The following is a 24,123-nucleotide window of genomic DNA, read 5'->3' on the forward strand; positions in this document are numbered from 1 at the left end:
GTTCCTCCCCGGGGGCGGGTCTTCGGCCCGCCCGCCCTTCATCCTTCAGTGCGGCGCATGCGTCGCGGTGGTTGATGCCCAATCATCGGCGGGTGTCATCGTGACCTGGTCGGCCAGGGCCCGGACGATCTCCACCCCCGGCAGGTGGGGGCCGGCGCGGCCCAACTTGGCCACGGCGAACGCGGTCGCCAGGCGGGCGACCGCCTCCAATCCCAGGCCGGCATGCAGACCGGCCGCCAGCCCGGCCACCATGGCGTCACCGGCGCCCACGGTGCTGTTGCCCCGCACCTCGGGGGCTTGGGCGTGCAGGGCGGTGCCGGCGTCCACGAACAGGGCGCCGCCGGCGCCCAAGGATACGACCACCAGGGGGATGCCATGCCCTTGCAGGTGCCGCGCCGCCGCCAGCAAGTCGGGCGGAGCCAAGGGCCGGCCGGCCCAGCCCTCCAACTCATGTCGGTTAGGCTTCACGCAGTGGGGCAGGACGTCGGCGGCCAGGGCCCGCGCCAGCGGCTCACCGCTGCTGTCCAGGACAACGCGGGCGCCGGTATGGGCCAGGCCGGCCACCATGCTGGCATAGGTGTCGGGGGGCAATCCATCGGGCAGGCTGCCGGCCAGCACCACCAAGGTGCCGGGGCCGACGGATTCCTCGAGATAGGTCTGGATCCGCTCCACCGTTTCCGGGGCTGCCGCCAAGCCTGGCAGGTTGATGTCCGTGGTGCGGCCGTCGTGGCGATCCAGCAGCTTGATGTTGGTGCGGGTTTCGCCGGGCACGCGCAAGAAGCGGTCGAGGATGCCCTTTGCGGCGAACAGCGCCTCGAACGGGGCGGTGTTGTCGATGCCCATCAGACCGGTGGCGGCCACATGCAGGCCCCAGTCGGCCAGGCAGGAGGCCACGTTCACGCCCTTGCCACCGGCATTGTGGCGCACGGCCGCGGCCCGGTGCACATGGCCTGGCCGCAGGTCGTCGAGGGTGACGGTCTCGTCGATCGCCGGGTTCAGGGTGACGGTGTGCAGATCAATGCTCATGCCATGCCTCCTTCCAGCGCCCGCACGTCCTCGGCGGCCTCGCAAGCCAAGGCCTGGGCCGCCAGCGCGCGCAGCGCCGTCAGCTCGCTATCGCGCAGGCGCGCCTTCACCGACGGCACCTCACGCGGGGTCATCGACAGCTCATGCACGCCCAGGCCGGTCAGCAAGGCGGCGCCGAAAGGGTCTCCGGCGATGCCGCCGCAGACGCCAACCCAGCGGTCATGCTTGGCCGCCCCCGCCACGGTGGCCTGAATCAGCCGCAGCACGGCGGGATGCAGACTGTCCGCCTGCGCGGCCAACTGTGGGTTCTGGCGATCGATGGCCAGGGTGTACTGGGTCAGATCGTTGGTGCCGATGGAGAAGAAGTCGGCATGGCGGGCCAGGCTTTCGGCCTGAAGGGCCGCGGCGGGTACCTCGATCATGATGCCCAGCGGCACCGCCGGCGCCTCGACCTCGGCCTGGATGCGCTCGCTGACCGTGCGCAGGGCGATGATCTCGGCCGCCGTGGTGATCATGGGGAACATGATGGACAGGCTGGCGCCCGCGCGCGCCGCGCGGTACAGGGCGCGCAACTGCGGCTCCAGCAGATCGGGCCGGCGCAGCAGCAGCCGGGCCCCACGCACGCCCAGGAAGGGGTTTTCCTCATGCGGCAGGTTCAGATGGGCCACCTGCTTGTCGCCGCCGATATCCAGGGCGCGGACGATCAGCGGCCGGTTGCCCAGGGCCACGGCCATGGCGCGATAGATGTCGAACTGTTCGTCCTCGCTGGGGCTTTCGCCCCTTTCCAGGAACAGGAACTCGGTGCGCATCAAGCCGACGCCCTCCGCTCCCTGAGACAGGGCGAAGGCCGCCTGGTCGGGCAGGTTGATGTTCGCCCCGATGGACACGGTGTGGCCGTCGCGGGTGCGCGCGGGCAGGGCGCGAGCCTCCGCTTCACGGGCGCGGGCCTCCGCCTTGACCGCGAGCCACTGCCGGGCGGATGCCAAGTCGGCGTCGCCCGGCTCCAAGTACAATTGTCCCGACTGGCCATCCAGGATGGCGCTGGTGCCATCCGCCAGTTCCAGCAGGGCGGCGCCACCCCCCACCAGGGCCGGCAGGCCCAGTGTGCGGGCCAGGATGGCGGTGTGTGAAGTGGGGCCGCCCGAAGCCGTGGCCAAGCCCACCACCCGGGCCGGGTCCAGGCCGGCCGTGTCCGACGGGGACAGGTCTTGTGCCACCAGGATGCAGGGTGTGTCGGGCAGGTCGAGCAGCGAGTTGGCGCGCAAGGAGGGATCGATATGCCCCAGGACCCGGCGGCCCACGTCGCGCAGATCGGCGGCGCGGGCGGCCAGGACGGGATTGCCCAGCGCGGCCAACCGGCCGGCCATGCGATCCACCGTCTGATTCCAGGCCCAGGCCACGCCATGACCGTCCACCATCAACTGGCAGGCCAGGGTGATCAGGTCGGTGTCGTTCAACAACTCCGCCTGGGCCTTGAAGATGCCGGCATCGGCCGCACCCAGCCGGCGGGCGGTGTCGTCGGCCAGCGCTTTGAGTTGTTGGCGTGTGCGGCTCAACGCCTCCTGCAGCAGGCTGCCCCCCTCCGCCAGGGCGGCGGGATTGTCCGGCACCACCGGGTCCGCCGCCTTCAGCACATGCAAGGGGCCGATGGCCAATCCTGGTGCCGCCGGCACGCCGCCGATGGTGGTCAGCGGCGCCGGGGGCGTCCAGCCGGTGCGGGGTGTTTGGCGCGCGCGGCTGGCCGCCAGGGCCGCGTCCATCTTTTCCTGGGCGCTTAGGCTAGTCATGGCTTGGCGCATGGCCGCCATCGCCCCCGCGGCGTCACCGCCGGCGGCGGACACCACCACCGTATCACCGGCACGCAGGCCCAGTTGCAGCAGGGCGATCAGGTTCTTGGCGTCCGCCGCCTGGTCGCCGTGGCGGATCCGAACCTGGGCGGCGAAGCGGCGGGCGGTGTCCACCCAGTGGGCGGCCGGCCGGGCGTGCAGGCCGCTGGGATAATCCACCGTCCAGTCGAAACCGGGCGCGAGGTCACCCACCGCCGCGCCGGCCGCGTTTTGGTCCGGAGGCGTTTCGCGGCCCAGGGCGGCCGCGATCTCGCCGGCGTCGGTGGTCACCAACAGACGATCCAACCGGTCGCCATCCTGGATCAGGCGGGTCAGGCGGCGCAGGATGGTGATGTGCGCGTCGGACTGGGCGGCAATGGCGACCACGAGGCGCGCGCGTTGCCCGGCGTTCCACTCCACGCCGTCAGGGACCTGCAGGATGGCCAGGCCGTTGCGGCGGACCAGGTGGCGATCCTCCCCCAGGCCGTGGGGAATGGCGACGCCCTGGCCCAGGAAGGTGTTGGCCACCTCTTCCCGCCGGACCATGCTTTGTTCGTAGGCGGGATCGACGCACCCGGCGGCGACCAGTAGCTGTGCCGCCTCGCCAATGGCGTCACGCTTTCCAGCCGGACGCGCGCCGAGGCGGATCAGCTCGCGGGGCAGCAGGTCGCTCTCAACGGCGAAGGGCATTCTCGGAACCTCCCGAATTCATTCTTGCGCTTAGTGGTAACGTTTCCACAAAAATTGTCAAAGGGAATCCCCAGGGAGCGTCTCGGCGTATGCGCCGTATTCCCTTTGAACGCGCGCTGGAAGGCTTTAGACTGGGGCAAAATAACTGGAAACGATTGCGAGCATGACGGTCAACATCAAGGACGTCGCCCGGGTTGCCGGTGTATCGGTTTCCACCGTCTCCCGCGCCTTGGGTGAGGGGCCGGTCAGCGCTGAGGTGCGGGAACAGGTGCAGGCGGCGGTACGCGCGACCGGTTACAAGCCCAACCTGTCGGCGCGGCGGCTGCGCTCGCAACGCACCCAGACCATCGGCTTGATCGTCGCCGACATCCGCAACCCCTTCTTCACCGCCGTCGGCCGGGCGGTGGAGGACGCGGCCTACCGCGCCGGCATGCGGGTTATCCTGTGCAACACCGATGAGGACCCCGCGCGCGAGGCGCTTTACCTGACCCTGATGCAGGAGGAACGGGTGACGGGGCTGATTTTCGCCCCGACCCGCGCCACCCTTGATCGGTTACAGGCCGATGCCCTGGATTTTCCCATGGTGCTGATCGACCGCGCCGGTCCCGGGCGGGCAATTTGACACCGTGTTGCTGGACAATCGCGAGGCCAGCGCCACCCTGGTCGATCATCTGGTGTCCCGGGGATACACCCGCATCGGCGGCCTGTTCGGTGCCACCAGCACCACCGGCGTCGAACGGCGCGACGGCTATCTGGCGGCCATGGCGGCCCGGGGCTTGACGGCGGAGGCGCGCTTTGTGCCGCCGTCGGTGGATGCCGCCGAAAACGCCGCCGCCGCCTGGCTGCGCCAACCCGACCGGCCTCAGGCCCTGCTGGTCAGCAATGGGCTGTTCCTCACCGGCGTGGTGAAGGCGGCCCGCGCCTTGGGGCTGCGCATCCCCCAGGACATCGCCGTCGCGGGATTCGACAACGAACCCTGGACGGAATTGGTTGAACCGGGCCTGACCGTCATCGAGCAGCCGGTCGAAACCATAGGCCGTGAGGCCATGACCCTGTTGTTCCAGCGCCTGAGGACCCCGGACGCTCCGACGCGCAAAGTGGTGCTGTCCGGCCGTTGCGTCGCCCGGGGGTCGACGGCCGCCCTGCCGCGCACGTGATGGAGGCCGCCGGCCCGCGCCTGGTCGTGCGCTTGCGCCCGATCGCGGCGCGGTTTTCTGCCCGTTCTATGTCGGCACGTGGTCAACAGGGCGGCGTGTCCACGAGGCTCGCGCGAGGCAAGCTCACATTGAGAAAATTTTGCAACTGCAATGCTAGGGCGATGAGGTAGTCGCCAACCTCTTTACGTTTCATTGGCGCCGGCTGTTCAGCTGGGGGGCACAGACGTCCTTCGCGGGTGTTTTGATTAAGGGGTTGGCTCGATTGATAGACCGCAAGAGGACTGGTTTCCGGTGATCGGGCGCGGGGCCGAGACCCTGTCGAAGAAAAAGCGCTTCAACTCCGCGTCGCCGTGGAAGGCGCTCAACGCCGCGTCATGCTGCACCGGCTTGGCGTGGCCATCGGGCGGTGCCTCACCATTGGCGTCCAACCACGCGATCAGCTTGCCATGGGATTGGACCCCGGTGAGTTGTGCGACCTCGGCTCCATCCCTGAATAGCAGCAGGGTCGGGATGCTGCGGCTTCCTGGAAATAATTCTCGTTGATCGGCGGAAGTGGAAGACTCAAAGCGTATCCTTTCCCTTGGCAAGGGCGCTGTGTCCGTCCGGGCTAAATCCTGGCCAGGGAGCCGTATCAGGACGACACAGTGTCTTCGATGGCCGCGATGAGCATCGGCATCAAAGGGCTGAGTTCCGCATCCCTATTGGCATGGGAGAACGCCTGCATCGTCTCGATGAGATTTTGCAGGTCCTCGTGCTGACTTTCCCATTTCTGATGAATTTCCGCGATGACCTCGCGGGTGGGGTCACGCCCGTCGGCGACTTTTTCGCAAAACTGATACCGGACATCTTCCAGGGAAAGATGGTAGTGCGAATAACCAGCCTCGAATAAGAGACGGGTGGATATCGTGTATTTGCCCAGGAGCAAAAGGATGCCCGTCCATTCACCGCCGTTATCGGGCTGGGGCGGCGGGGAGAGATCGGCCAGCATCGCGGCGACATGCCTTGGCACCGAGCGGTCCTGTGGCATTTCCTTGCGAAGTTTCGCCGCCTGCCGCTGTAGTTCGACCCACACGGCGGGGGCGACCGTATCGCCGGCCAGCGCCGCCCGCAGATGCCGTGCCCAGTCCATGCGGATCGCATCGAGACGGGGATCGTCGAGGTAGGCCGGGGACAGCGTGGCCGGATCGCCCAGCCAGGCCAGCATCAGGCGCCGCGCGACGTCGGCCAGGTTGGCGCCAAGCGGGATGGCATCAAACACCCGGTCCACCTGCTCGGCGGTGGTGATGCCGGCGAACTCCATGGCCAAACCCAACGAAATCGGCAGACCCGTGGCCCGCTCAAAAACGGATGGCTTCGCCTGCCGCATGAACGCCGAAGAGATCGTGCCCCCCTTGGGACCCCAATAAGACATGCGGGCGCTGGTGATTTCACCGGCCTCGGCATGGGCCGAGACCCTGTCGAGGAAAAAGCGCTTCAACTCCGCGTCGCCGTGGAAGGCGCACCACTCCCCGTCTTGCGGAACGGGTTGAGGATGGTCCGCGGACAGCGCCACGCCATTCGCATCCAACCAGGCGACCAGCTTGCCATAGGGTTGGACACCCGTGATGCGCGCGACTTCACCGCCATCCCTGAACAGCAACAGGGTTGGAATGCCGCGGACCGCCAGGCGATCCCAGAAGGGCTTGTTGGCGTCCATGTCCATTTGCGCGACCGTGAGCACCGTGTCGTACGCCTTGGCCAGGCGCTCGACTGTTGGCATCAGGGCATGACAGGGCGCACACCAATTCGCCCATAAGTCGAGCAGTATCGGCCCCTTGGCAGCCAGCACCTTTTCCTCGAAATCTTCTCCATTGATTTGCAAGAGGCCCAAATTAATCTCCTGGGTATTTAAATTATTATTCTCGGATACATTCACCACGGGGTGGCGCCATCTCCTTCGAGGATGGGTTGGGACGAAGGACGATCGAAAATGGGCCGCTTCAACTATTCACCGGCGACAGCTACGCATCTGAAGGCTGGCTGGAAGCATGTTCGAAGAATTTCGAATCTGCCGATCCTCCAGCCCGGCCGCCGCCCATTGCCGTATCCGCTTGATTAAATGTGAGAGGGGTATGAATCTTCCGCGGCCGAGTACGCCTTACCTCTCTGGTCTCGGAGATTTCGTCTTTCCCTTTGTCAATTCAGGGATTGAGATGGGGGAATTGGATGATTTCGTAACTCCAAGATAAAAACAATATATTCTGGCACTTGTTTTTTGAAGCGAGAAAATATTTTATCAATATAAATAATGCTTATGCCGTCATAAGCTTCACTTCTGTAGATAAACGAGATTGACTTATTCAAATCGGAGCCTCACTTTCCCGGAAACGCAGGGGTGTGGAATCTTTTCCGGTAAAGAACAGGGTGTTTTTTAACACGGCAAAATCATTCGTCCGGGCGCGGTCGTAAGCGAGACTGGCTGGGCTTCAGCCTACGCGCATTGGGCCTGGGCATGATGGGTATACTCTAAAGTGAAAAAGCTAACCTATATCAGTGTCGCCGGGTTTCTGACGCTGATGGGCGTCCTGATGAAGCTTGTGTTGTGGCCGTCGCACGCCGCGCCACAGTACCTGGCGGTACCGGTGAAGCGCGGCGCCGTCGAGCGGACGGTCCTTGCCAGTGGCGTCCTCTTCCCCAAAAAGCTGGTGAGCGTCGGCGCCCAGGTGTCCGGCCAGGTGAAGCTTCTCAACGTTTCGCTGGGTCAGCAGGTAACGCAGGGACAGTTGATCGCCGAAATCGATTCCGCGCCGCAGGTGAACGCCCTGAAGGCCGCTGAGGCGGCGCTGGAAAATGTCCAGGCCGAACTCGGGGGGCGGCAGGCGACGCTGGAGCAGGCCAAGCTCAACTTCCAGCGTGAGACAGCCATGGCGGCCAGGAACGCGAATTCAAGGTTGGATTATGAGACGGCGCGGGCGGCCTACGACAATGCCCGCGCCGATGTCGCCTCGCTCAACGCCCAGATATCCCAGGCCAAGATCGCCGTCGACCTGGCCAACGTCAATCTGCGCTACACCAAGATCTCCGCCCCCATCGACGGCACGGTCGTTTCCGTGGTGACGGAGCAAGGCCAGACCGTGAACGCGAACCAGACCGCGCCGACGATCATCCTGCTGGCTGACCTGAAGACCATGACGGTCAAGGCCAAAATCTCCGAAGCGGACGTCGTCAAGGTGAAGCCCGGCCAGGCTGTGTATTTCAAGATCCTGGCGTCCAATGAACGTCGCTATTACTCGACCCTGCGCTCCATAGATCCGGCGCCGGAGGATATCGCGTCCTCCATGGACACGGGCTCCAGCAGCCACGGCAGCAGCGGTTCGGCGGCCACGGCCAATCCGGTTTACTACAACGGCCGCTTCGATGTGGAAAATCCGGATGGGCAGTTACGGCCCAATATGACGGCGGAGGTCTTCATCGTGCTGGCCAAGGCGGAGAACGCGCTGATCGTTCCGTCCGCCGCGCTGGGTCCCCCCGCATTGGGCTCCTCCGCCGCCGCCGAACCGGACCGTGCGGGTCCTTGGCGCGGAGGGAGTCTCCACACGGACGGTGCGCGTCGGCATCGACAATAACGAGCAGGCGGAAATCCTAAGCGGGCTTGAGGCCGGCGAAAACGTGATCGTCGGGGAGATGACACCGGGCGATGGATCCCAGAAATCCACGCGTCGATAGGGGGCGGCGATGAACGACACGCGGCTCGAACTGACGCGCGTGACCAGGGAGTACATCTCCGGGCCGAATACGATCGCCGCCCTGCGGGACGTCTCCTTGACGATAGAACCGGGTGAGATGGTCGCCATCGTCGGGGCCTCAGGTTCCGGGAAATCCACGCTGCTCAATATCTTGGGATGCCTGGATCGCCCCACGGCCGGCAGCTACAGGGTGGCGGGCCAGGAAACGGGCGCGCTGTCGTCCGATGATCTGGCGCGGCTGCGCCGGGAGCGAGTCGGCTTCGTGTTCCAGCATTACAACCTGCTGTCCAGCTTGACGGCGGTCGACAACGTTTCCATGCCGGCGATCTACGACGGCCTGCCGCGCCGCGACCGGCTGCGCCGGGCGGAAATGCTGCTGGGAAGGCTTGGGCTGAAGGACAGGGCCGATCATAGGCCCCATCAACTCTCCGGCGGTCAGCAACAACGGGTCAGCATCGCGCGGGCGCTGATGAACGGCGGCCCTGTCATTCTGGCCGACGAGCCCACCGGGGCACTGGACCAGAATACCGGTGAGCAGGTGTTGCAGGCCCTGAAGGAACTGCACGCGAAGGGGCATACGGTCATCATCGTCACGCACGACATGACGGTGGCCCAGCACGCCGACAGGATCATCGAGATCCGGGACGGCTCCATCATCGCGGATTCCGGCCATCGGGTGGTCCAGGGGGAGGGGCGGCAGGCCTCATCCCGCGCCCGGTCATCCGGCTGGATCGGCCTGTGGCGTCATCTGGAAGCGGCACGGATGGCGATGGCGTCATTGAACGCCCATCGCCTCCGCACGCTGCTGACCATGCTGGGCATCATCATCGGCACCGCGGCCGTGGTGACCGTGGCGGCGCTGGGCGAAGGCGCCCGCCTGCGGGTCATCGCCAACATCAGCACCCTGGGGACGAACACCCTCGACATTTATCCGGGGACCGGCTGGGGCGACATGCACGCCGGTGCCGTCGCGACCTTGAAGGCAAGCGATGTCACCGCGCTGAGCCGCCACGATTATATCGACAGCGTCACTCCAATCGTCACGGGCAAGGGCACGCTGCGCTTTGGCAACCTCGCCGCGAACGCCAGCATCAGTGGCGTGGGAAGCCAATATTTTCGGGTCCACGGGGTCCGGCTGTCTTCCGGGACGGTTTTTGCCGACGACGCTGTTGCCCAGCTCGCGCCTGTGATCGTCATAGACTCCAAAGTCCGCGACAAGTTCTTCGGATCGGGGATGGAACCCCTCGGTCAAGTCATCCTGGTGGGCATGGTGCCGTGCCGGATCATCGGCGTCGCCGATGAGGACAATCTGGGCGCCATACGCCGGGGCGACCTGAACATCTGGACACCCTATAGCGTCGTTTCCGGCAGGCTGACGGGGGTGGCCCGGCTGGATGGCATCACGGTTCGGCCCAAGGCTGGCTACGCGACCGAGGTTGTCGAGCAGGCGGTCACCAAACTCCTGACGCTGCTGCACGGACGGAAGGACTTCTACACCTATAATACCGACCTGATCCGCAAGTCGATCGAGGGCGCCAATAACACCATGACCCTGTTGACGTCGATGATCGCGGTCATCTCCCTGATCGTCGGCGGCATCGGGGTCATGAACATCACCCTGGTTTCGGTGACGGAGCGCACGCAGGAAATCGGCGTGCGCTTGGCCGTTGGCGCGCGGCAAAGCGATATCCTGAGCCAGTTCCTGCTGGAGGCGGTCTTCGTGTGCCTGATTGGCGGTGTGCTGGGCGTCCTGTGCGCGATTGGTATCGGCGAGGTGCTGGCAAAGATCGCCCCGGCCACGGCCATGGTGATCTCGCCGGTGACCATCCTGATCGCCTTCGCAAGTTCGACAAGCATCGGCCTCATTTTCGGATTCGTCCCGGCGCGCAACGCCGCCCGGCTCAATCCCGTTGACGCTCTGGGGAAAAGCTGATGGCCGACGTCCCGAAACTTCTCAGGCTGGTCCCCCTTGCCATCGCCGCCACGTTGGCGGGGTGCGTCGTGGGGCCTGATTTCGTGAAGCCCCGGTCCGACGGGTATGCGCTGGCGCCGCATCCGGACCGCACCGCCGCGTCCCAGGGGCCTGCCGGCGCCGCCCAGGGCTTCGGCACCACCGACGACATCCAAAGGGATTGGTGGACGCTGTATCATGACCGGAAGCTGGACGCCCTGGTCGCCCACGCCATCGCGGGAAGCCCGACGTTGGAGGCGGCCCAGGCGACGCTCCGCTCGGCCAGCGCCAACCTTGTCGCCGCCAGGGCGGGCCTGCTGCCCATGGCTACGGTAACCGTTTCGGCGAACAAGAGCAGGACGACGGGACAATATGCGTCGACGGCGTCGCAGTACGGCGCGTCCGTCGGGGCATCCTATACCGTGGACGTCTTCGGCGGCGTCCGCAGGATGATTGAGATGCAGCAGGCGGCGCTAGACCTGCAGCGCTTCTCCGTCGAAAGCAGTTATCTCACCCTCACGTCCAACGTTGTCACCACCGCCTTGCAGGAGGCGCTGCTCTCCGCCGAAATTTCGGCGGAGGAGGAAATACGGGCGCGCCAGGCCAAACAGTTGGAGATCATCCGGATACGGCAGCAAAGCGGCGCGGAATCGCCCGCGAATGTGCTGACGCAGGAAAGCGTGCTGTTGGGTACCGAGGCCGCGCTGACGACGCTGCGGACCCAGAGGATGCAGATCCGCCACTTGCTGGCGGTCTACCTGGGTGACGATCCCGCCACCTTCGCGGGTGGCGGCCTCACGCTTTCCGACCTGACGCTGCCGACGGACTTGCCCGCCAGCGTGCCGGCCAAGCTCACGGAGCAGAGGCCCGATATCCGCCAAGCCGAGGCGGCGCTGCACCAGGCGTCGGCGGCGATCGGCGTGGCCGTCGCCGCCCGGCTCCCGAATGTCGGCCTGACGGCGGCGCTGTCGACGAATTCGGGCGCGCTTCAGAACCTGTTTTCCGGCGGCGTCATCGGTTTGGGGGCCAGCCTGACCCAGACCCTGTTCGATGGCGGCGCCCTGGCGGCGCGCGAGGACGCCAGCAGGGCGACCTATGACGCGGCGGCGGCGGACTATCGGCAGACCGTTCTCAGCGCCCTTCAAAATGTCTGTGACGTCCTGGCCGCGATTGAAGCCGATGCCCGGAACCTGTCGATCACGACCCGGCAGGAGGAGCGGGCGCGCCAGAGCCTGGAAATATCGGAAGTCCAGTACCAGTACGGCAAGATCGGCTACGCGGACCTCCTCAACGCCGAAGAGCAATATCAGAGCGCCACCATCGCCCGCTTGGGCGCGATGGCCTCCAGGTTCTCTGATACGGCCGCCCTTTACGTCGCGCTGGGGGGAGGGTGGTGGCATCGGCGGGACGCGACGTGAGAGATCGAGCTTATCCCGATGTCATCCAACACGACGGCGGCCACTTACTGGGGCGATATCCTTTAGGTGAGGCATGTGGGCTGGGCATGGCGCGCCAGTCCAGCGTCATCGCGATGGGTCAGTTGAAAAAAGCGCTGGAGCACAGCATCGGCGCTGTTGGTGCGCATGCCGTTCTCCTGCCGGGTGGATACCGATCGTCTGGCAACCGAAGGGTTCCACGCCCGCTTGCATAAGCAGCCAGTGGAGCGCGGACGCCCCACCACGCTGGCCACCTTGCGGGATCGGCTGGGCCACCGTGCAGCCCGACGTGCAATACGTGATGCGTCCGGGCGGCAATGTCCTGGCACCGGCCGTGTGGCCGTGGTCGGGCACGGAGTCGTGTTCGGCGCCAGGACCGGCGTCAGGCTGTAGAATGAATCCAGGTGCGGCTTACGCTCCGGGGGTCCGACTGAAGATCAGGGCGAAGACGGCCCCCCCGCCGGGCGCATCCTCTATCTCCACCCTGCCGCCATGGCGGCGCATGACCTCGGCCACGATGGACAGGCCGAGCCCGGCCCCCGGCAAGGTGCGCCGCGCCGGGGCCCGCCAAAAGCGGCTGAAGACATGGGCGCGCTGGTCCGCCGGCACGCCGGGCCCATGGTCCCGAACCCGCACGACGCCGGGCACGGTGGCGTCGACCTCCACCGTCGTGCCGGCCGGCGTGTGGTCCAGCGCGTTTTCCATCAAATTGCGCAGGGCGGAATAGATGTCGTGGGGGTAACCCGCCACCCGGTTCGGCCCACGCTCCCGCAGATCGAACGACCGCCCCGTCTCGATCGCCGCCGGCGCCAGCGAGGCCGCGGCCTCCGCCGCCAGGTCGGCCAAGTCCACCTCAGGCTGCGGTGCTCCGATGGCGCCCTCCTCCAGCCGGGCGACGTCCAGCAACTGCTGCACGACCCGCGTCATGCGGTCGACGTCGACCAGCAGGCCGGGAACCCAGGGCTGGCCCCGATAACGGTCCAGGTTCGCGCGCAGGACGGCCAGGGGGGTACGCAGTTCGTGCGCGGCGTCGGCGGTGAAGCGCTGCTGTTCCCGCAGGCCCTGGGCCAGGCGGTCGATGGCGCCGTTGACCGCCCGCACCAGGGGGATCACCTCCTTGGGCATGCGGCGCAGGGGCAGGCGCACTTCCAGATTGGTAGGCGAGATGCGCGCCGCCAGTTCCGACGCCTGGACCAGCGGTTTAAGGCCCGACCGGATGGTCTGCGCGGTCAGCCCCAGGAACAGCAGGACGAACAGCGGAATTGCCCAACCACCCTGGTTGACGATGGCCGTCAGCAGGCTGTCCTCCAGCACGTTATGATGGCTGGGCCCCTGCGCGACCTGCACCCAGTAGCCTCGCCCGCCCACCTCGATTGGTTGGCTGGCACCGTAAAAGATGCGCCCCTGCTTGGGCATCTGGAACAGCCCGGCTTCGCGCGCCGGCGATGGCGTGACAAGGGGGACCGAGATGCCGTCGGACGCGGCTACCACCCGGCCGTCCGCATCCAGCAATGCGTAGATGAATTCACCGCGCGAGCTGCGATAGCTGTCTTCCAGTGCCGGCGGCAGCCGTACCGTGACTGTGCCGTCGGCCCCGGCGGCGACGTGGTGCGCAATGTCCGCCGCCTGGCCCTGCAGGCTGCGGTCGCGCAGGCTGTCGACGGTATTCTGGAACAGCACCACCAGCGCGGCGCTGCCCAGCAAGGTCAGCGCCAGGGTCAAGGCCAGCACACGGATAATCAGCTGCCATTGCAGCGACGGGGCAGGCCGGGTCATTTTTCCTCAGACAGCAGATAACCGATGCCGCGCAGCGTGTGCACGCGGACGGTGGCGCCCTCCGCCTCCAGCTTGCGGCGCAGGCGGGAGATGTGCACCTCGATGGAGTTGGAGGCGACGGAATCGTCGAAGCCATAGACCTTTTCCTCCAGCACCCGTTTGGGCACGACGCGGCCCGCCCGGCGCAGCAGGGCCTCCAGGACCGCCAGCTCGCGCCGGGACAGGTCCAGCGGCCGGTTTTCCACCGCGCATTCCATGGCCAGGGTGTCGAAGCGCAAATTGCCCAGGGTCAGCACCGCGCCCAGCGCGCCGCCCGGCCGCCGCAGCAGGGCCTTTGCCCGGGCTACCAACTCCTCCGTGGCGCAGGGCTTCAGCACATAATCGTCCGCCCCCCGGTTCAGGCCGCTCACACGGTCGGCCAGCGCGCCCCGCGCCGTCAGGACCAGGATGGGCAGCATCTCCCCGCGGGCCCGCAGGCGGGCTAGGAGGTCCATGCCATCGCCGTCGGGCAGGCCCAGATCCAGGATCAGCAGGTCGTAAGGCACGGTGTCCAGCGCGGCTTCCGCGTCCCCGGCCTCGGCCACGGTATCGACGGCGAAGCCGGCCTCCGCCAGACCCTGGGCCAGGAATTCGGCCAGTCGGGTGTCATCTTCCACCAGCAGCAGCCGCATGGCCTCAGGCCCCCATCGGGCCCGGGCCGGCCACCACCAGGGGGTGGCCCTGCACCGCTTGAATGGACAGGCCGGCGCGGCCCAGATGGTGGCGCAGGCGGCCGGCCACCACTTGGACGTCGCCCCGCACCTCCACCACGGCCCTCAGGCCCGGGCGGGAACCCACCACGCGATCGCGGGGGGTGGGCAAGGGCAGGTCGCGTCCATACAGCCGCACGGGCGAGATGCTGAAGCGGTCGACCAAGCCTCCGGCGTCCAGCAGCACGTCAACCATGTCCGCCTCGAATTCCGCATAACATTCGATCAGCAGAATATGGACGGCCTCGGGGGAAGCGGAAGGACAAGACGGGCTTGTCATGGCGTGACCCTCCTCGGGCGGGGCAGCCCGAACCGTTGGTAAAGCGCCGGCAGGACCAGCAGCGTCAGGACCGTGGAACTGACCAGCCCGCCCACCACCACGATGGCCAGGGGGCGTTGCACCTCGGACCCCGGCCCGGTCTGGAACAGGAGCGGAAGCAGCCCGAAAGCGGCGATGGTGGCCGTCATCAGCACGGGCCGCAAGCGCCGTCGCGCCCCTTGCAGCACCGCCTCGGCGATGGGCACTCCCCGGGCCAGCAGCTGGTTGAAGCAGGCCACCAGCACCACGCCGTTCAGCACGGCGATACCGAGCAGCGCGATGAAGCCGACCGACGCCGGCACCGACAGATATTCGCCGCTGAGCCACAGGGAAATGATCCCGCCCACCAGGGCGAAGGGCACATTGCCCAGCACCAGCAGGGCCTGGCGCGCTGCGCCGAAGGTACCGTACAGAATGACGAAGATCACCACCAGGCAGCAGGGCACGACGATGGCCAGGCGGGCCGCCGCCCGCTGCTGGTTCTCGAACTGGCCGCCCCAGGCCAGCTCATACCCGGCCGGCACGCTCACCTTGGCGGCGATGGCGGCGCGGGCGTCCGCCACATAGCCCACCAGATCCCGGCCGCGGACGTTGGCCCGCACCACGGACTGGCGCTGCGCCTCCTCCCGGCTCAGCAGCACGGGGCCGTCCACCCGCTCGACGCGTCCCACGGCGGACAGTGGGATCAGGCGGCCGTCCGGCATGGGCAAGGTCAGGTTGGCGAATGCTTGCGGCGCCCGTGCTAGGTCGGCCGGCCCGCGGACCAGGATGGGCGTGCGGCGGTTTCCCCGCACCACCGACCCGGCCTGGGTGCCCTCAAGCTGGCTGCGCAGCGCCTCCTCCACCGTGTCGACCGTCAGGCCCAGCCGGCCGACGGCCAGCGGGTCCAGGCGCAGGGTCAGGTATTGCATGCCCTCATTCAGGGTGGTCAGCACGTCTTCGCTGCCGGGCAGTTCCTTCAGCACCGCGGCGACGTCGGCGGCCAGGCGGTTCAGGGTGGCGATGTCCGTGCCCTTGATCTTCACCACCAGGTCGCCCCGGCTGCCGCTGACCATCTCCTGCACGCGCATGTCGATGGGCTGGGTGAAGCCGAAGGAAATGCCGGGGATGTCGGCGGTGGCCAGGCGCAGCTGGTCCAGCAGCCATGCCTTGTCCTTGCGGCGCCACTGGTCCTGGGGCTTCAGGGTCAGGAAATTGTCCGCCTCGTTCAGGCCCATGGGATCCAGCCCCAGTTCGTCCGAGCCGACGCGGGAGACGATGCCGGTCACTTCCGGCACCTGTTCCAGGAGCCGGCGCTGGATGAGGGTGTCCAGCGCGGTGGAGGCCGCCAGGCTGACGGTGGGCAGCTTTTCCGTCTGCATGACGATGGTGCCCTCGTCCATGGTCGGCATGAAGGTTTTCCCCACCAAGGGGAAGACGGCCAAGGCCGCGGCCAGCGCGATGCCGGCGCCGATGAACACCCGCGCCGGGCGGGCTAGCGCTCCCCGGATCAAGGGAGCGTACAGCCGGCCGGCATGACGGATCAGCCACGGCTCGCCTGCGTGCCCCGGCTTCAGGATCAGCGACGACAGCACCGGCACCGCCGTCAGGGACAGCAGCAACGAGGCGCCCAGCGCGAACATGATGGCCAGGGCCACCGGCCGGAACAGCTTGCCTTCCAGCCCTTCCAGCGACAGCAGGGGCAGGAAGACGACGACGATGATGCTGACGCCGGCCACCACCGGCGTCGTCACCTCGGCCATGGACCGGTAGATGACGGTCAGGGGCGACATCGGACGGCCATGGGCGTGATTCAGCCGCTCCACCGCGTTTTCGACCACCACGACCGCGCCGTCCACCAGCAGGCCGATGGCGATGGCCAGGCCGCCCAGGCTCATCAGGTTGGCGGTCAGCCCCACCGCCCGCATCAGCAGGAAGGTCGCCAGCGCCGCCAGGGGCAGTGTCAGGCTGACCACCAGTGCCGCCCGCCATTCCCCCAGGAACAGGATCAGCAGGACCAGCACCAGGGCCACGGCGATCAGCAGCGCCTCGGTCACCGTGCCCACGGCATGGTCCACCAGTTCGCCGCGGTCATAAAACACGGTCAGGGAAATGCCCTGGGGCAGCTGGGATTTCAGCTCCGCCAGCCGCTGGCGCACCCCTTCGACCACGGCCTGGGCATTGCTGCCGCGCAGGCCCAGCACCAGGCCCTCCACCGTCTCGCCCTTGCCGCTGCGGGTCACGGCGCCATAGCGGGTCAGGCCGCCGTCGCGGACCTGGGCGACGTCGCCCACCCGGACCGGCGTGCCGCCGGGGGTGGCGATGACGACCGCGCGCAGATCATCCAGGCTGCGCAGGCTGCCCTCGCTGCGGACCAGCAGCGCCTCTTCCCCGTCCGTCAGACGGCCGGCGCCGTCGTTGCGGTTATTGGCGGCGATGGCGGATTTCAGCGCGTCCAGCGACACGCCGCGGGCGCCCAGCGCCACCAGGTCCGGCACCACCTCGAAGGTCTCGACGAAGCCGCCCAGGGAATTGACGTCGGCCACGCCCGGAACGGTGCGCAGGGCCGGGCGAATGACCCAATCCAGCAGGCTGCGCTTTTCCGCGAGGCTGGCCGGCCCCTCGATGGTGAACATCACTATCTCGCCCAGGGGGGTGGTGATGGGGGCCAGGCCGCCCTGTACCCCCGGGGGCAGCATGTCGCGTACCCCTTGCAAGCGCTCCGCCACCTGGTTGCGGGCCCAATAGATGTCCGTGCTGTCGTCGAACACCACGGTGATGCTGGTCAGCCCGTATTTGGTGGTGGAGCGTAAGGCCTGCTTGCCCGGCAGCCCCAGCAGTTCCACCTCGATGGGGGCGGCGATGCGGCTCTCCACCTCCTCCGGCGTCATGCCTGGTGCCTTGAGCACGATGTTGACCTGGACGGGCGACACGTCAGGGAAGGCGTCGATCGGCAGCCCGCGCGCGGCGAACAGGCCGGCGCCGGCCAGCAGCGCGATCAGGATCAGCACCAGCAGGCGTTGCGATAGCGAGAATTCGATGAGACGGGCGATCATTCCTGACCCCCCAGGCCGGCCTGCATGCCCTTCAGCACGACGGTGCCGCGCACGACCACGGCGCTGCCGGCGGCGAGGCCGGGCCCTTGCGCCACCACGGCGTCCGCCGTTTCCGACAGGACCGAAATGGGTGCTGCCTCCACCTTGTCTCCCCGGCGGATGAACACCGTCGGCCGGCCGGCCACCTGTACCACGGCATCGTGCGGCAGGGCCCAGGCGGCTCCCGCACCCGTCGACAGGAAGGAGGCGGCGGTCATCAGGCCGGGGCGCAAGTGTCCCGCCCGGTTGTCCACCAAAACGCGCACCGTCACGGTCTGGCTGGCCGGGTCGGCATGATGGCCGATGGACTCCACGACGGCGTCCGCCGGATCGTCGGCCAGGCGCACCTTGTCCTTTTCATGAAGGGTGGTGGCGACGGCCGCCGGCACCTGCACCTCCAGCAGCAGCGGCGACAGCTTCGCCAACGTGTACAGCGGCACGCTGCTGTCGATGCGCTGCCCGGGGAAGGCGCCGTGGTCCAGGATCATGCCATCCTCCGGCGCCCGGACGGTCATTTCATCCGTCACCTTGCGGCTGCGCTTCAGGGTTTCCACCTCGGCCGCGGTCAGGCCAAGGGCCAGCAGGGCCTGGCGACGTTCCTGCAGGTGGGCGTCGGCCTGCACGGCGGCGCTGCGGCTGGCCTGCTGCCGCCGCTCGGCGATGATGCCTTCGGCCACCAGGTCGGCGTCGCGCTGCGCCTCGCGCTGGGCCAGCGCCGCGGCGTCCAGCGCCAGCAGGTAGTCCCGCTGCGCCTGCGCCATGTCGGGGCTGCGCATGCGGGCAAGCAAGGCGCCCCGCGCCACCGCGTCGTTCACCTCGCCCACCAGTTCGTCGACGATGCCCGGCACCGGTGCCGCGATGATGGTCTTGTAATGCTCGAACACATCCAGCCTTGCCGGATAGGTGGGGCTGGCCACGGTGGCGGCCGGCCGCGGCGTCTGGGTTTCGACGCCGGCGGCCTTGGCCTGCGCATCGGTCAGGGTCAGGGTCGCCGGGCTCGCCTCCTGCGGGGCCTGGGCGTAGGCGGTGCCGGCCAGCAAGGTCAGCGCCAGCAGGGCCGGTCCGGCGAACCGGGGCAATGGGGAATGGATCATGGCAGGACTCCTCGGGCCTGCAGAAGGTCGGACTGGGCGCGTCCCAGCCGCACCTCCGCTTCGGCCAGGGCGGTGTTGGCATCGTTCAGGGATTGCTGGGCGCGCACCATCTCGCTGGTGGCGGCCTCGCCCAGCGCGCGGGCGCGCTGCATCTTGCCGGCCCGGTCGGCGGCGGCGGCTTGGCGCTGGGTTTCGGCGGCCAGTTGCGCCCGGGCGTGGGTAAGGGCCGCCTGGGCCTGGCGCACGCCGGCCGTCACCGTCCGCTCCGCCATCACCCGTTCCGCGGTCGCCTGGCGCAGGTCGGCCTCCGCGGCGCGGGTGCGGGCGGTGTAGGACGGGCCACTGAAGGGCACGGTGACCTGCAGGCCGACATAATCGCTGGGCGGGCCCCCGAACGTATCGCGGTTATGGCGATAGATGACACCCACCTCCGGGTGGTCGCGGTCGGCGATGCGTGAGACGCTGGCCGTCTCCTGCGCCAGCCTTTCGCCGGCCCGGGCGACCTCCAGCCGGGGGTCGCTGCCCGCCGTCTCTTCGGCATCGGTTTCGGCCAGGTCACCGGCGATGTCGCCATTGTCGGTCAGTGCCGTCAGCGCCTCGCGGGCCATTGCCGTAACACCGCGCCTGGCCTCCAGGTTCGCGGCGGCATTGGCTCGCTCCGCCTGCAGCAGCGACAGATCCAGGCGGGCGGCCCCGCCTCGTGCCACCTCACGCCCCATGTCCGCTTCCAGCCGCGTGGCCAGGTTCAGCCGCTCCTGGGCCAGCGTCTCCAGCCGGCGGGCCAGCGCCAGGTCCCAGGCGGCGGTGCGGACCGTGCCCGCCACGGTCAGCGTTTGGCGCTGGGCCGTGCTGCTGGCCACCTGGCGTTCCGCGTCCGCCTTGCGGGCGAGGGCACCGGATTCCCCCGGCAGCCAGATGGGCAGGGCCAGCTGTACCTCCGCCTCCTGCCAGCCGCGGTTGCGGGCCATGCGGTCGGTCAGGTTATAGGCCTGGACCCGGGGCGGCACGGGGAACAGGCCGTCGGCGTGGTTCTGGCTGGCATCGGCGGCTGCCAGCCGAGCGCCCAGCGCCTGCTGCGTCGGGTCACGCTCCAGCGCCTGGAGGAACAGGGCGTGGATGCTACCCGCCGTCGGTGCCGGGTCGGGCGTCGCGGCGAAGGCCGGGGCCAAGCCCAGGCTGGCGGCAAGCGCCACACAGGCCAGGACGGCACGGTGCCGGTGCGCGGTTGGGGGAAGGAAGGAGGACGTGGCATGGCCGCTCGCTGAGGGAAGGGCGATGCCGCTCTCTAACCGGCCAACCTTAAGGCAAGCTGAAGCTGAAGCGTGCAATGAAGATGATGCTGGCGGCCCCTCGGGAAAAGTCCGCCGCCGACCTTGCTTGGCGGATCGTCAGCGTTCGTGCTCACGCTGGGGTAGTCCTTCCTGGCTAGGTTGCCGTATAGTCGGTTGGGCCCATCACCGTCCGCTTCCATCGTCCGACATACCCCATGCTGGCTTTTGACTACCCATCCAATTCCGACCTTCTCCTGGCTCCCATGAATGGCTTGGGTCAGGTGCTGTCCGCGCTGGCGTCGGCGGGCCATTTGTCCAATGGCGGGCTGGGCCGGGCGCAGGCGGCTGGGGGCCGGGTTGACCGTCGGCTGGTGGATCTGGGCCTGGTGTCGGAAGAGCATATGGCGGCGGCCTACGCCCGGGCCCTGGGCCTGGCGCTGTGGCCGGCCGACCACCTGCCCGAGGCGCCGGTGATGATGGAAACGGCCAACCTGGCCTTCCTGAAGACCAATCTGATGCTGCCCCTGAGCGCGGGCGGCACCCCGGGCGACGGCACCCAGGCGGTGTTCGCCGTGGCCGACCCGCTGGACGCCCAGGCGCTGAAGGCCGCCGCCTTCCTGGCCGGCCGGCCGGTGCGCCCGGTGGTGATGACCGGCACCGCCATCGCCGCGGCGCTGGACCGGCTGTACGAGGCGGCGCAGCCGGCGGCCAACCAGGATGAGATGCCGGACCTGCTGGAGGGCGATGCGGAACGCCTGCGGGACCTTGCCAGCGAGGGGCCGGTGGTGCGCCTGGTGGGCAACGCCATCCAGGCGGCGCTGGCCGCCGGCGCCACCGACATCCATGTCGAGCCCATGGCCGACCGCCTGGTCGTCCGCCACCGCGTCGACGGCATCCTGCGCGAGGCGGAGGTGCTGCCCCGCCGCGTGGCCGCCGGCTTCATCACCCGCGTCAAGGTCATGGCCGGCCTGGACATCGGGGAGCGGCGCCTGCCCCAGGATGGCCGCATCCGCCAGACCCTGCAGGGCCGCGAGATCGACTTCCGCGTCTCCACCACCCCGACCGTGCATGGCGAGGACGTGGTGATGCGCATCCTGGACCAGCAGACCGCCGGCGGCCGGCTGGACAGCCTGGGCCTGCCCGCCTGGGTGGCGGACCCGCTGGCGGCCGAGCTGGACCGGCCGCACGGCATCGTGCTGGTGACCGGCCCCACCGGCAGCGGCAAGACCACCACCCTCTACGCCGGCCTGCGGGGCATGGACGCCGCCCGCCGCAAGATCCTGACCGTCGAGGACCCGGTGGAATACCTGCTGGACGGCATCAACCAGACCCAGGTGAAGCCGGGCATCGGCCTGACCTTCGCCCACGCCCTGCGCAGCTTCCTGCGCCAGGACCCCGACGTCATCCTGGTGGGCGAGATGCGCGATGGCGAGACCACCAAGGTGGCGGTGCAGGCGGCGCTGACCGGCCACCTGGTGCTGTCCACCCTGCACACCAACGACGCCGCCGGCGCGGTGCCGCGCCTGATGGACATGGGGGTGGACCCCTACCTGCTGGCCTCGACCCTCAACGGCGTGCTGGCCCAGCGCCTGGTGCGCACCCTGTGCCCCCACTGCCGCCAGCCCCACGCCCTGTCGGCGGCGGCCGCGGCGGCCCTGGGCCTGCCGGCGCGCATGACCACGGTGCACCGGGCCGTGGGCTGCCCCGCCTGCAACGGCACGGGCTATCGCGGCCGCTGCGCCATCGCCGAGTGGCTGCCCGTCAACGACCAGGTGCGGGCGCTGATCCGCCAGGGGGCGTCGTCGGCTGAGATCGAGGCGGCGGCGGTGGCGACCGGCGGCATGGTGCCCCTGTACCAGGACGGCCTGCAGCGGGTGTTGGACGGTGTAACAACGCCTGAAGAAATTTTGCGCGTGACCAAGGCGGATTAAGGCGAACTCCCAAATGGGATGATATGTTGTCAAATGGAGATGATATGAGAAAACCACTCTCTTATTCCTGCTTTGTTATTCTGATGTGCGTAGTGCAGCCCGCAAAGGCGGACTGGTCCGGTTTCACTAAGATTACCGATAATTATTTTGAGGGAACCCCTGGGCACCCGATAATAACCCTTGATCTGAAAGATCCGGTTCATTCATGCGGCACCAATAACCGGGTAGATATTCTTCTAGATAATGTTTCGTCGGAGAATTTTCAGATGATGGCGGCCGTTGTCACAACGGCGATCGCTACCGGTCGTTCGATTGCGGTTTATGTTTCGGGTTGCTTTGCTGACAGGGCAAATATAACTGCAGTTAAGCTTGGGTCATGATGTGTGAACTCTGCCCATCGCGGACTGCGTGTCACCTGGTCGCCGGAGAAAATCTAGGCGTGACCAAGGCGGACTGACCCAGTGCCCCGATACATGTACAGCGCCGTGTCCATGGAAGGCCGCCGCAGCCGCGGCGGGCTGGACGCTGACAGCGAGGCGGCGGCCATAGACCAGTTGTTGCAGCGAGGCCTGCGGCCCATCTCGGTCGAGACGGAGGGTGTCTCCCGATGGTGGCGCCGCGCGCCCGGGTTGACGCGGGCGGAGCGCCTGTCCTTCATCCGCGACCTGGCCAACCTGGTCTCCGCCGGTATCGCGCTGGAACCGGCGCTGGGCCTGGTCGCCGACCAGATGGATCGGCCGGCGGCCGGCACCCTGGTGGCGGATCTGCGGCAGCGTGTGCGGGCGGGCGAGAACCTTGCCCGCGCCTTGGAACGCCATCCCAAGGTTTTTCCGCTGGAATTCGTCGGGCTGGTTGGGGCCGGGGAGCAGAGTGGCTCCTTGGCGGCGGCGCTGGAGCACCTGGCGGTGCTGGAGGCGGATCGCGCCCAGTTCCGGCAGCGCCTGACCAGCGCCATGATCTATCCGGCCCTGATCGCGCTGCTGACCCTGGCGGCCCTGGCCTTGATGACCGGCTACGTCCTGCCGCAGTTCCAGGACCTGTTCGCCGGCAGCAAGGCCAAGCTGCCCACGGCGACGCTCGCCGTCCTCTCCGTCGGCGACTTTATGGGACATTACGGGCCTGGTGTGCTGGCCGTCATGGCTATCGCGTTGCTGGGGCTGCTCCGCCTCTATCGGCGGGCCGAAGTCCGGTTGCGCATCGATCGTATGGCGCTGGTCGCCACCGGTCCCTTCGGCCGCCTGCTGCGTGACGCCCAGTTGACGCTTTACACCCGCACGCTGGCCAGCTTGCTGGCCGGGGGCGTGCCGCTGGCGTCCGCCTTGGCGACGGCGGGCGGATGCATGGCGAACCGGGCCCTGGCGGATGCCGCGGACCGGGTGCGCGTCGGCGTGCGGGGCGGCCAGGGATTGAGCCGGGCGTTCGGGAGTGAACCGCTTTTCCCGACGCGTCTGGTCAGGCTCATCGCCCTTGCGGAGCAGACGGCCAGCCTGCCGCAGGCCCTGCTGGACTTATCCAAAGCGTTGGAACGGGAGAGGGCAGCGTCGTTGGATCGCGCGCTTTCCCTCCTGACACCCACCTTGACCCTTATCCTTGGCGGAATGGTTGGTACGATTTTCGCCGCCCTCATATCGGGAATCATGAGCCTCAATGACATTGCCATCTGAGAAAACAACACGGCGCCGGCTGGCGGACGGTCAACGCGGATTCACCCTGGTGGAAGTCCTGGTGGTGCTGGTCATCATCGGCCTGTTGGGCCTGCTGGTGGCGCCCAACCTCGTGTCCCGCCTGGGCAAGGCCAAGGGCGAGGCGGCGCAGGCCCAGATCAATACCCTGGTCTCCGCCGTCGACCTGTTCTACGTCGACATGGGCCGCTATCCCACCAGCGACGAGGGGCTGGAGGCCTTGGTGACGGCGCCGGCCGGCGACGCCAACTGGCGTGGACCCTACCTGCGCAAGCGCCAGGCCCTGATCGACCCCTGGGGCAACGCCTATCGCTACAAGGTGCCCGGCCAACACGGCGCCTACGATCTTTATTCCTGGGGCAGCGACAACAAGGAAGGCGGCGAGGGCGACGCCCGCGACGTCACGAACTGGTAGG

Annotated in this window: 18 protein-coding genes; 9 read left to right on the plus strand and 9 right to left on the minus strand. The window is 67.8% G+C overall.

Going from position 1 to position 24,123, the window contains the following annotated elements; all coding sequences use genetic code 11:
- Positions 1 to 45: 45 nt before the first annotated feature.
- Positions 46 to 1,026, minus strand: a complete 981-nt coding sequence (pfkB, locus tag UAA55_RS14890) for a 1-phosphofructokinase (protein WP_322953676.1) — start codon at positions 1,024 to 1,026, stop codon at positions 46 to 48.
- Positions 1,023 to 3,542, minus strand: a complete 2,520-nt coding sequence (gene ptsP, locus UAA55_RS14895) for a phosphoenolpyruvate--protein phosphotransferase (protein ID WP_322953677.1) — start codon at positions 3,540 to 3,542, stop codon at positions 1,023 to 1,025. The genes pfkB and ptsP overlap by 4 nt, the downstream gene beginning before the upstream one ends.
- 163 nt (positions 3,543 to 3,705) lie before the next feature.
- On the opposite strand from ptsP, the gene UAA55_RS31340 reads away from it, so the two are divergent.
- Positions 3,706 to 4,164, plus strand: coding sequence for a LacI family DNA-binding transcriptional regulator (locus tag UAA55_RS31340; RefSeq protein ID WP_416235194.1), 459 nt, complete (start codon positions 3,706 to 3,708; stop codon positions 4,162 to 4,164).
- 7 nt (positions 4,165 to 4,171) lie between these two features.
- Positions 4,172 to 4,699: a substrate-binding domain-containing protein gene (locus UAA55_RS31345; protein WP_416235195.1), complete on the plus strand. Its 528-nt coding sequence runs from the start codon at positions 4,172 to 4,174 to the stop codon at positions 4,697 to 4,699.
- A gap of 631 nt (positions 4,700 to 5,330) precedes the next feature.
- On the opposite strand, the gene UAA55_RS14905 is transcribed toward UAA55_RS31345, so the two are convergent.
- Entirely contained in the window at positions 5,331 to 6,569 is a 1,239-nt protein-coding gene (locus tag UAA55_RS14905) for a thioredoxin family protein (protein ID WP_322953678.1), read from the minus strand.
- Positions 6,570 to 7,266: 697 nt separating this feature from the next.
- Here UAA55_RS14905 and UAA55_RS14910 point away from each other — a divergent pair.
- From UAA55_RS14910 to UAA55_RS14920, 3 genes are all read left to right on the plus strand, one after another.
- Entirely contained in the window at positions 7,267 to 8,304 is a 1,038-nt protein-coding gene (locus tag UAA55_RS14910; protein ID WP_322953679.1) for an efflux RND transporter periplasmic adaptor subunit, read from the plus strand.
- 109 nt (positions 8,305 to 8,413) lie between these two features.
- Positions 8,414 to 10,357 carry a MacB family efflux pump subunit gene (locus UAA55_RS14915; protein WP_322953680.1) on the plus strand — a complete coding sequence of 648 codons (1,944 nt, stop codon included), beginning with the start codon at positions 8,414 to 8,416 and terminating at the stop codon, positions 10,355 to 10,357.
- Positions 10,357 to 11,793 (plus strand): efflux transporter outer membrane subunit, encoded by a 1,437-nt coding sequence (locus UAA55_RS14920; RefSeq protein WP_322953681.1) that lies wholly within the window; start codon positions 10,357 to 10,359, stop codon positions 11,791 to 11,793. Before UAA55_RS14915 ends, UAA55_RS14920 begins: the two co-directional genes overlap by 1 nt.
- Positions 11,794 to 12,222: 429 nt before the next feature.
- Here UAA55_RS14920 and UAA55_RS14925 read toward each other — a convergent pair whose 3' ends face one another.
- Genes UAA55_RS14925 through UAA55_RS14950 form a run of 6 tightly spaced genes read right to left on the minus strand, consistent with a single transcriptional unit; the run spans position 12,223 to position 20,016 of the window.
- Positions 12,223 to 13,587 (minus strand): sensor histidine kinase, encoded by a 1,365-nt coding sequence (locus tag UAA55_RS14925; RefSeq protein WP_322953683.1) that lies wholly within the window; start codon positions 13,585 to 13,587, stop codon positions 12,223 to 12,225.
- On the minus strand, positions 13,584 to 14,258 hold the full coding sequence (locus UAA55_RS14930; protein ID WP_322953684.1) for a response regulator transcription factor: 675 nt from the start codon (positions 14,256 to 14,258) through the stop codon (positions 13,584 to 13,586). The genes UAA55_RS14925 and UAA55_RS14930 overlap by 4 nt, the downstream gene beginning before the upstream one ends.
- Before the next feature lie 4 nt (positions 14,259 to 14,262).
- Positions 14,263 to 14,616, minus strand: coding sequence for a DUF3240 family protein (locus tag UAA55_RS14935; RefSeq protein ID WP_322953685.1), 354 nt, complete (start codon positions 14,614 to 14,616; stop codon positions 14,263 to 14,265).
- The gene (locus tag UAA55_RS14940; protein ID WP_322953686.1) at positions 14,613 to 17,690 is read right to left on the minus strand and encodes an efflux RND transporter permease subunit; all 3,078 of its coding nucleotides are present in this window, start codon (positions 17,688 to 17,690) and stop codon (positions 14,613 to 14,615) included. The genes UAA55_RS14935 and UAA55_RS14940 overlap by 4 nt, the downstream gene beginning before the upstream one ends.
- Positions 17,687 to 18,823, minus strand: coding sequence for an efflux RND transporter periplasmic adaptor subunit (locus tag UAA55_RS14945; protein WP_322953687.1), 1,137 nt, complete (start codon positions 18,821 to 18,823; stop codon positions 17,687 to 17,689). Before UAA55_RS14945 ends, UAA55_RS14940 begins: the two co-directional genes overlap by 4 nt.
- Positions 18,820 to 20,016 (minus strand): TolC family protein, encoded by a 1,197-nt coding sequence (locus tag UAA55_RS14950; RefSeq protein ID WP_322953688.1) that lies wholly within the window; start codon positions 20,014 to 20,016, stop codon positions 18,820 to 18,822. The genes UAA55_RS14945 and UAA55_RS14950 overlap by 4 nt, the downstream gene beginning before the upstream one ends.
- Positions 20,017 to 20,357: 341 nt before the next feature.
- Between UAA55_RS14950 and UAA55_RS14955 the strand changes: the two genes are divergently transcribed.
- From UAA55_RS14955 to gspG, 4 genes are all read left to right on the plus strand, one after another.
- Positions 20,358 to 22,025 (plus strand): GspE/PulE family protein, encoded by a 1,668-nt coding sequence (locus tag UAA55_RS14955; RefSeq protein WP_322953689.1) that lies wholly within the window; start codon positions 20,358 to 20,360, stop codon positions 22,023 to 22,025.
- A gap of 44 nt (positions 22,026 to 22,069) precedes the next feature.
- Entirely contained in the window at positions 22,070 to 22,405 is a 336-nt protein-coding gene (locus UAA55_RS14960) for a hypothetical protein (RefSeq protein WP_322953691.1), read from the plus strand.
- Between the two features lie 81 nt (positions 22,406 to 22,486).
- On the plus strand, positions 22,487 to 23,689 hold the full coding sequence (locus UAA55_RS14965; protein ID WP_322953693.1) for a type II secretion system F family protein: 1,203 nt from the start codon (positions 22,487 to 22,489) through the stop codon (positions 23,687 to 23,689).
- Positions 23,673 to 24,122 carry a type II secretion system major pseudopilin GspG gene (gene gspG / locus UAA55_RS14970; RefSeq protein WP_322953694.1) on the plus strand — a complete coding sequence of 150 codons (450 nt, stop codon included), beginning with the start codon at positions 23,673 to 23,675 and terminating at the stop codon, positions 24,120 to 24,122. The genes UAA55_RS14965 and gspG overlap by 17 nt, the downstream gene beginning before the upstream one ends.
- The last annotated feature ends 1 nt before the right edge of the window (position 24,123 follow it).

Origin of the sequence: Nitrospirillum guanabarense, assembly GCF_034653355.1 — a bacterium.
Taxonomy (GTDB): domain Bacteria; phylum Pseudomonadota; class Alphaproteobacteria; order Azospirillales; family Azospirillaceae; genus Nitrospirillum.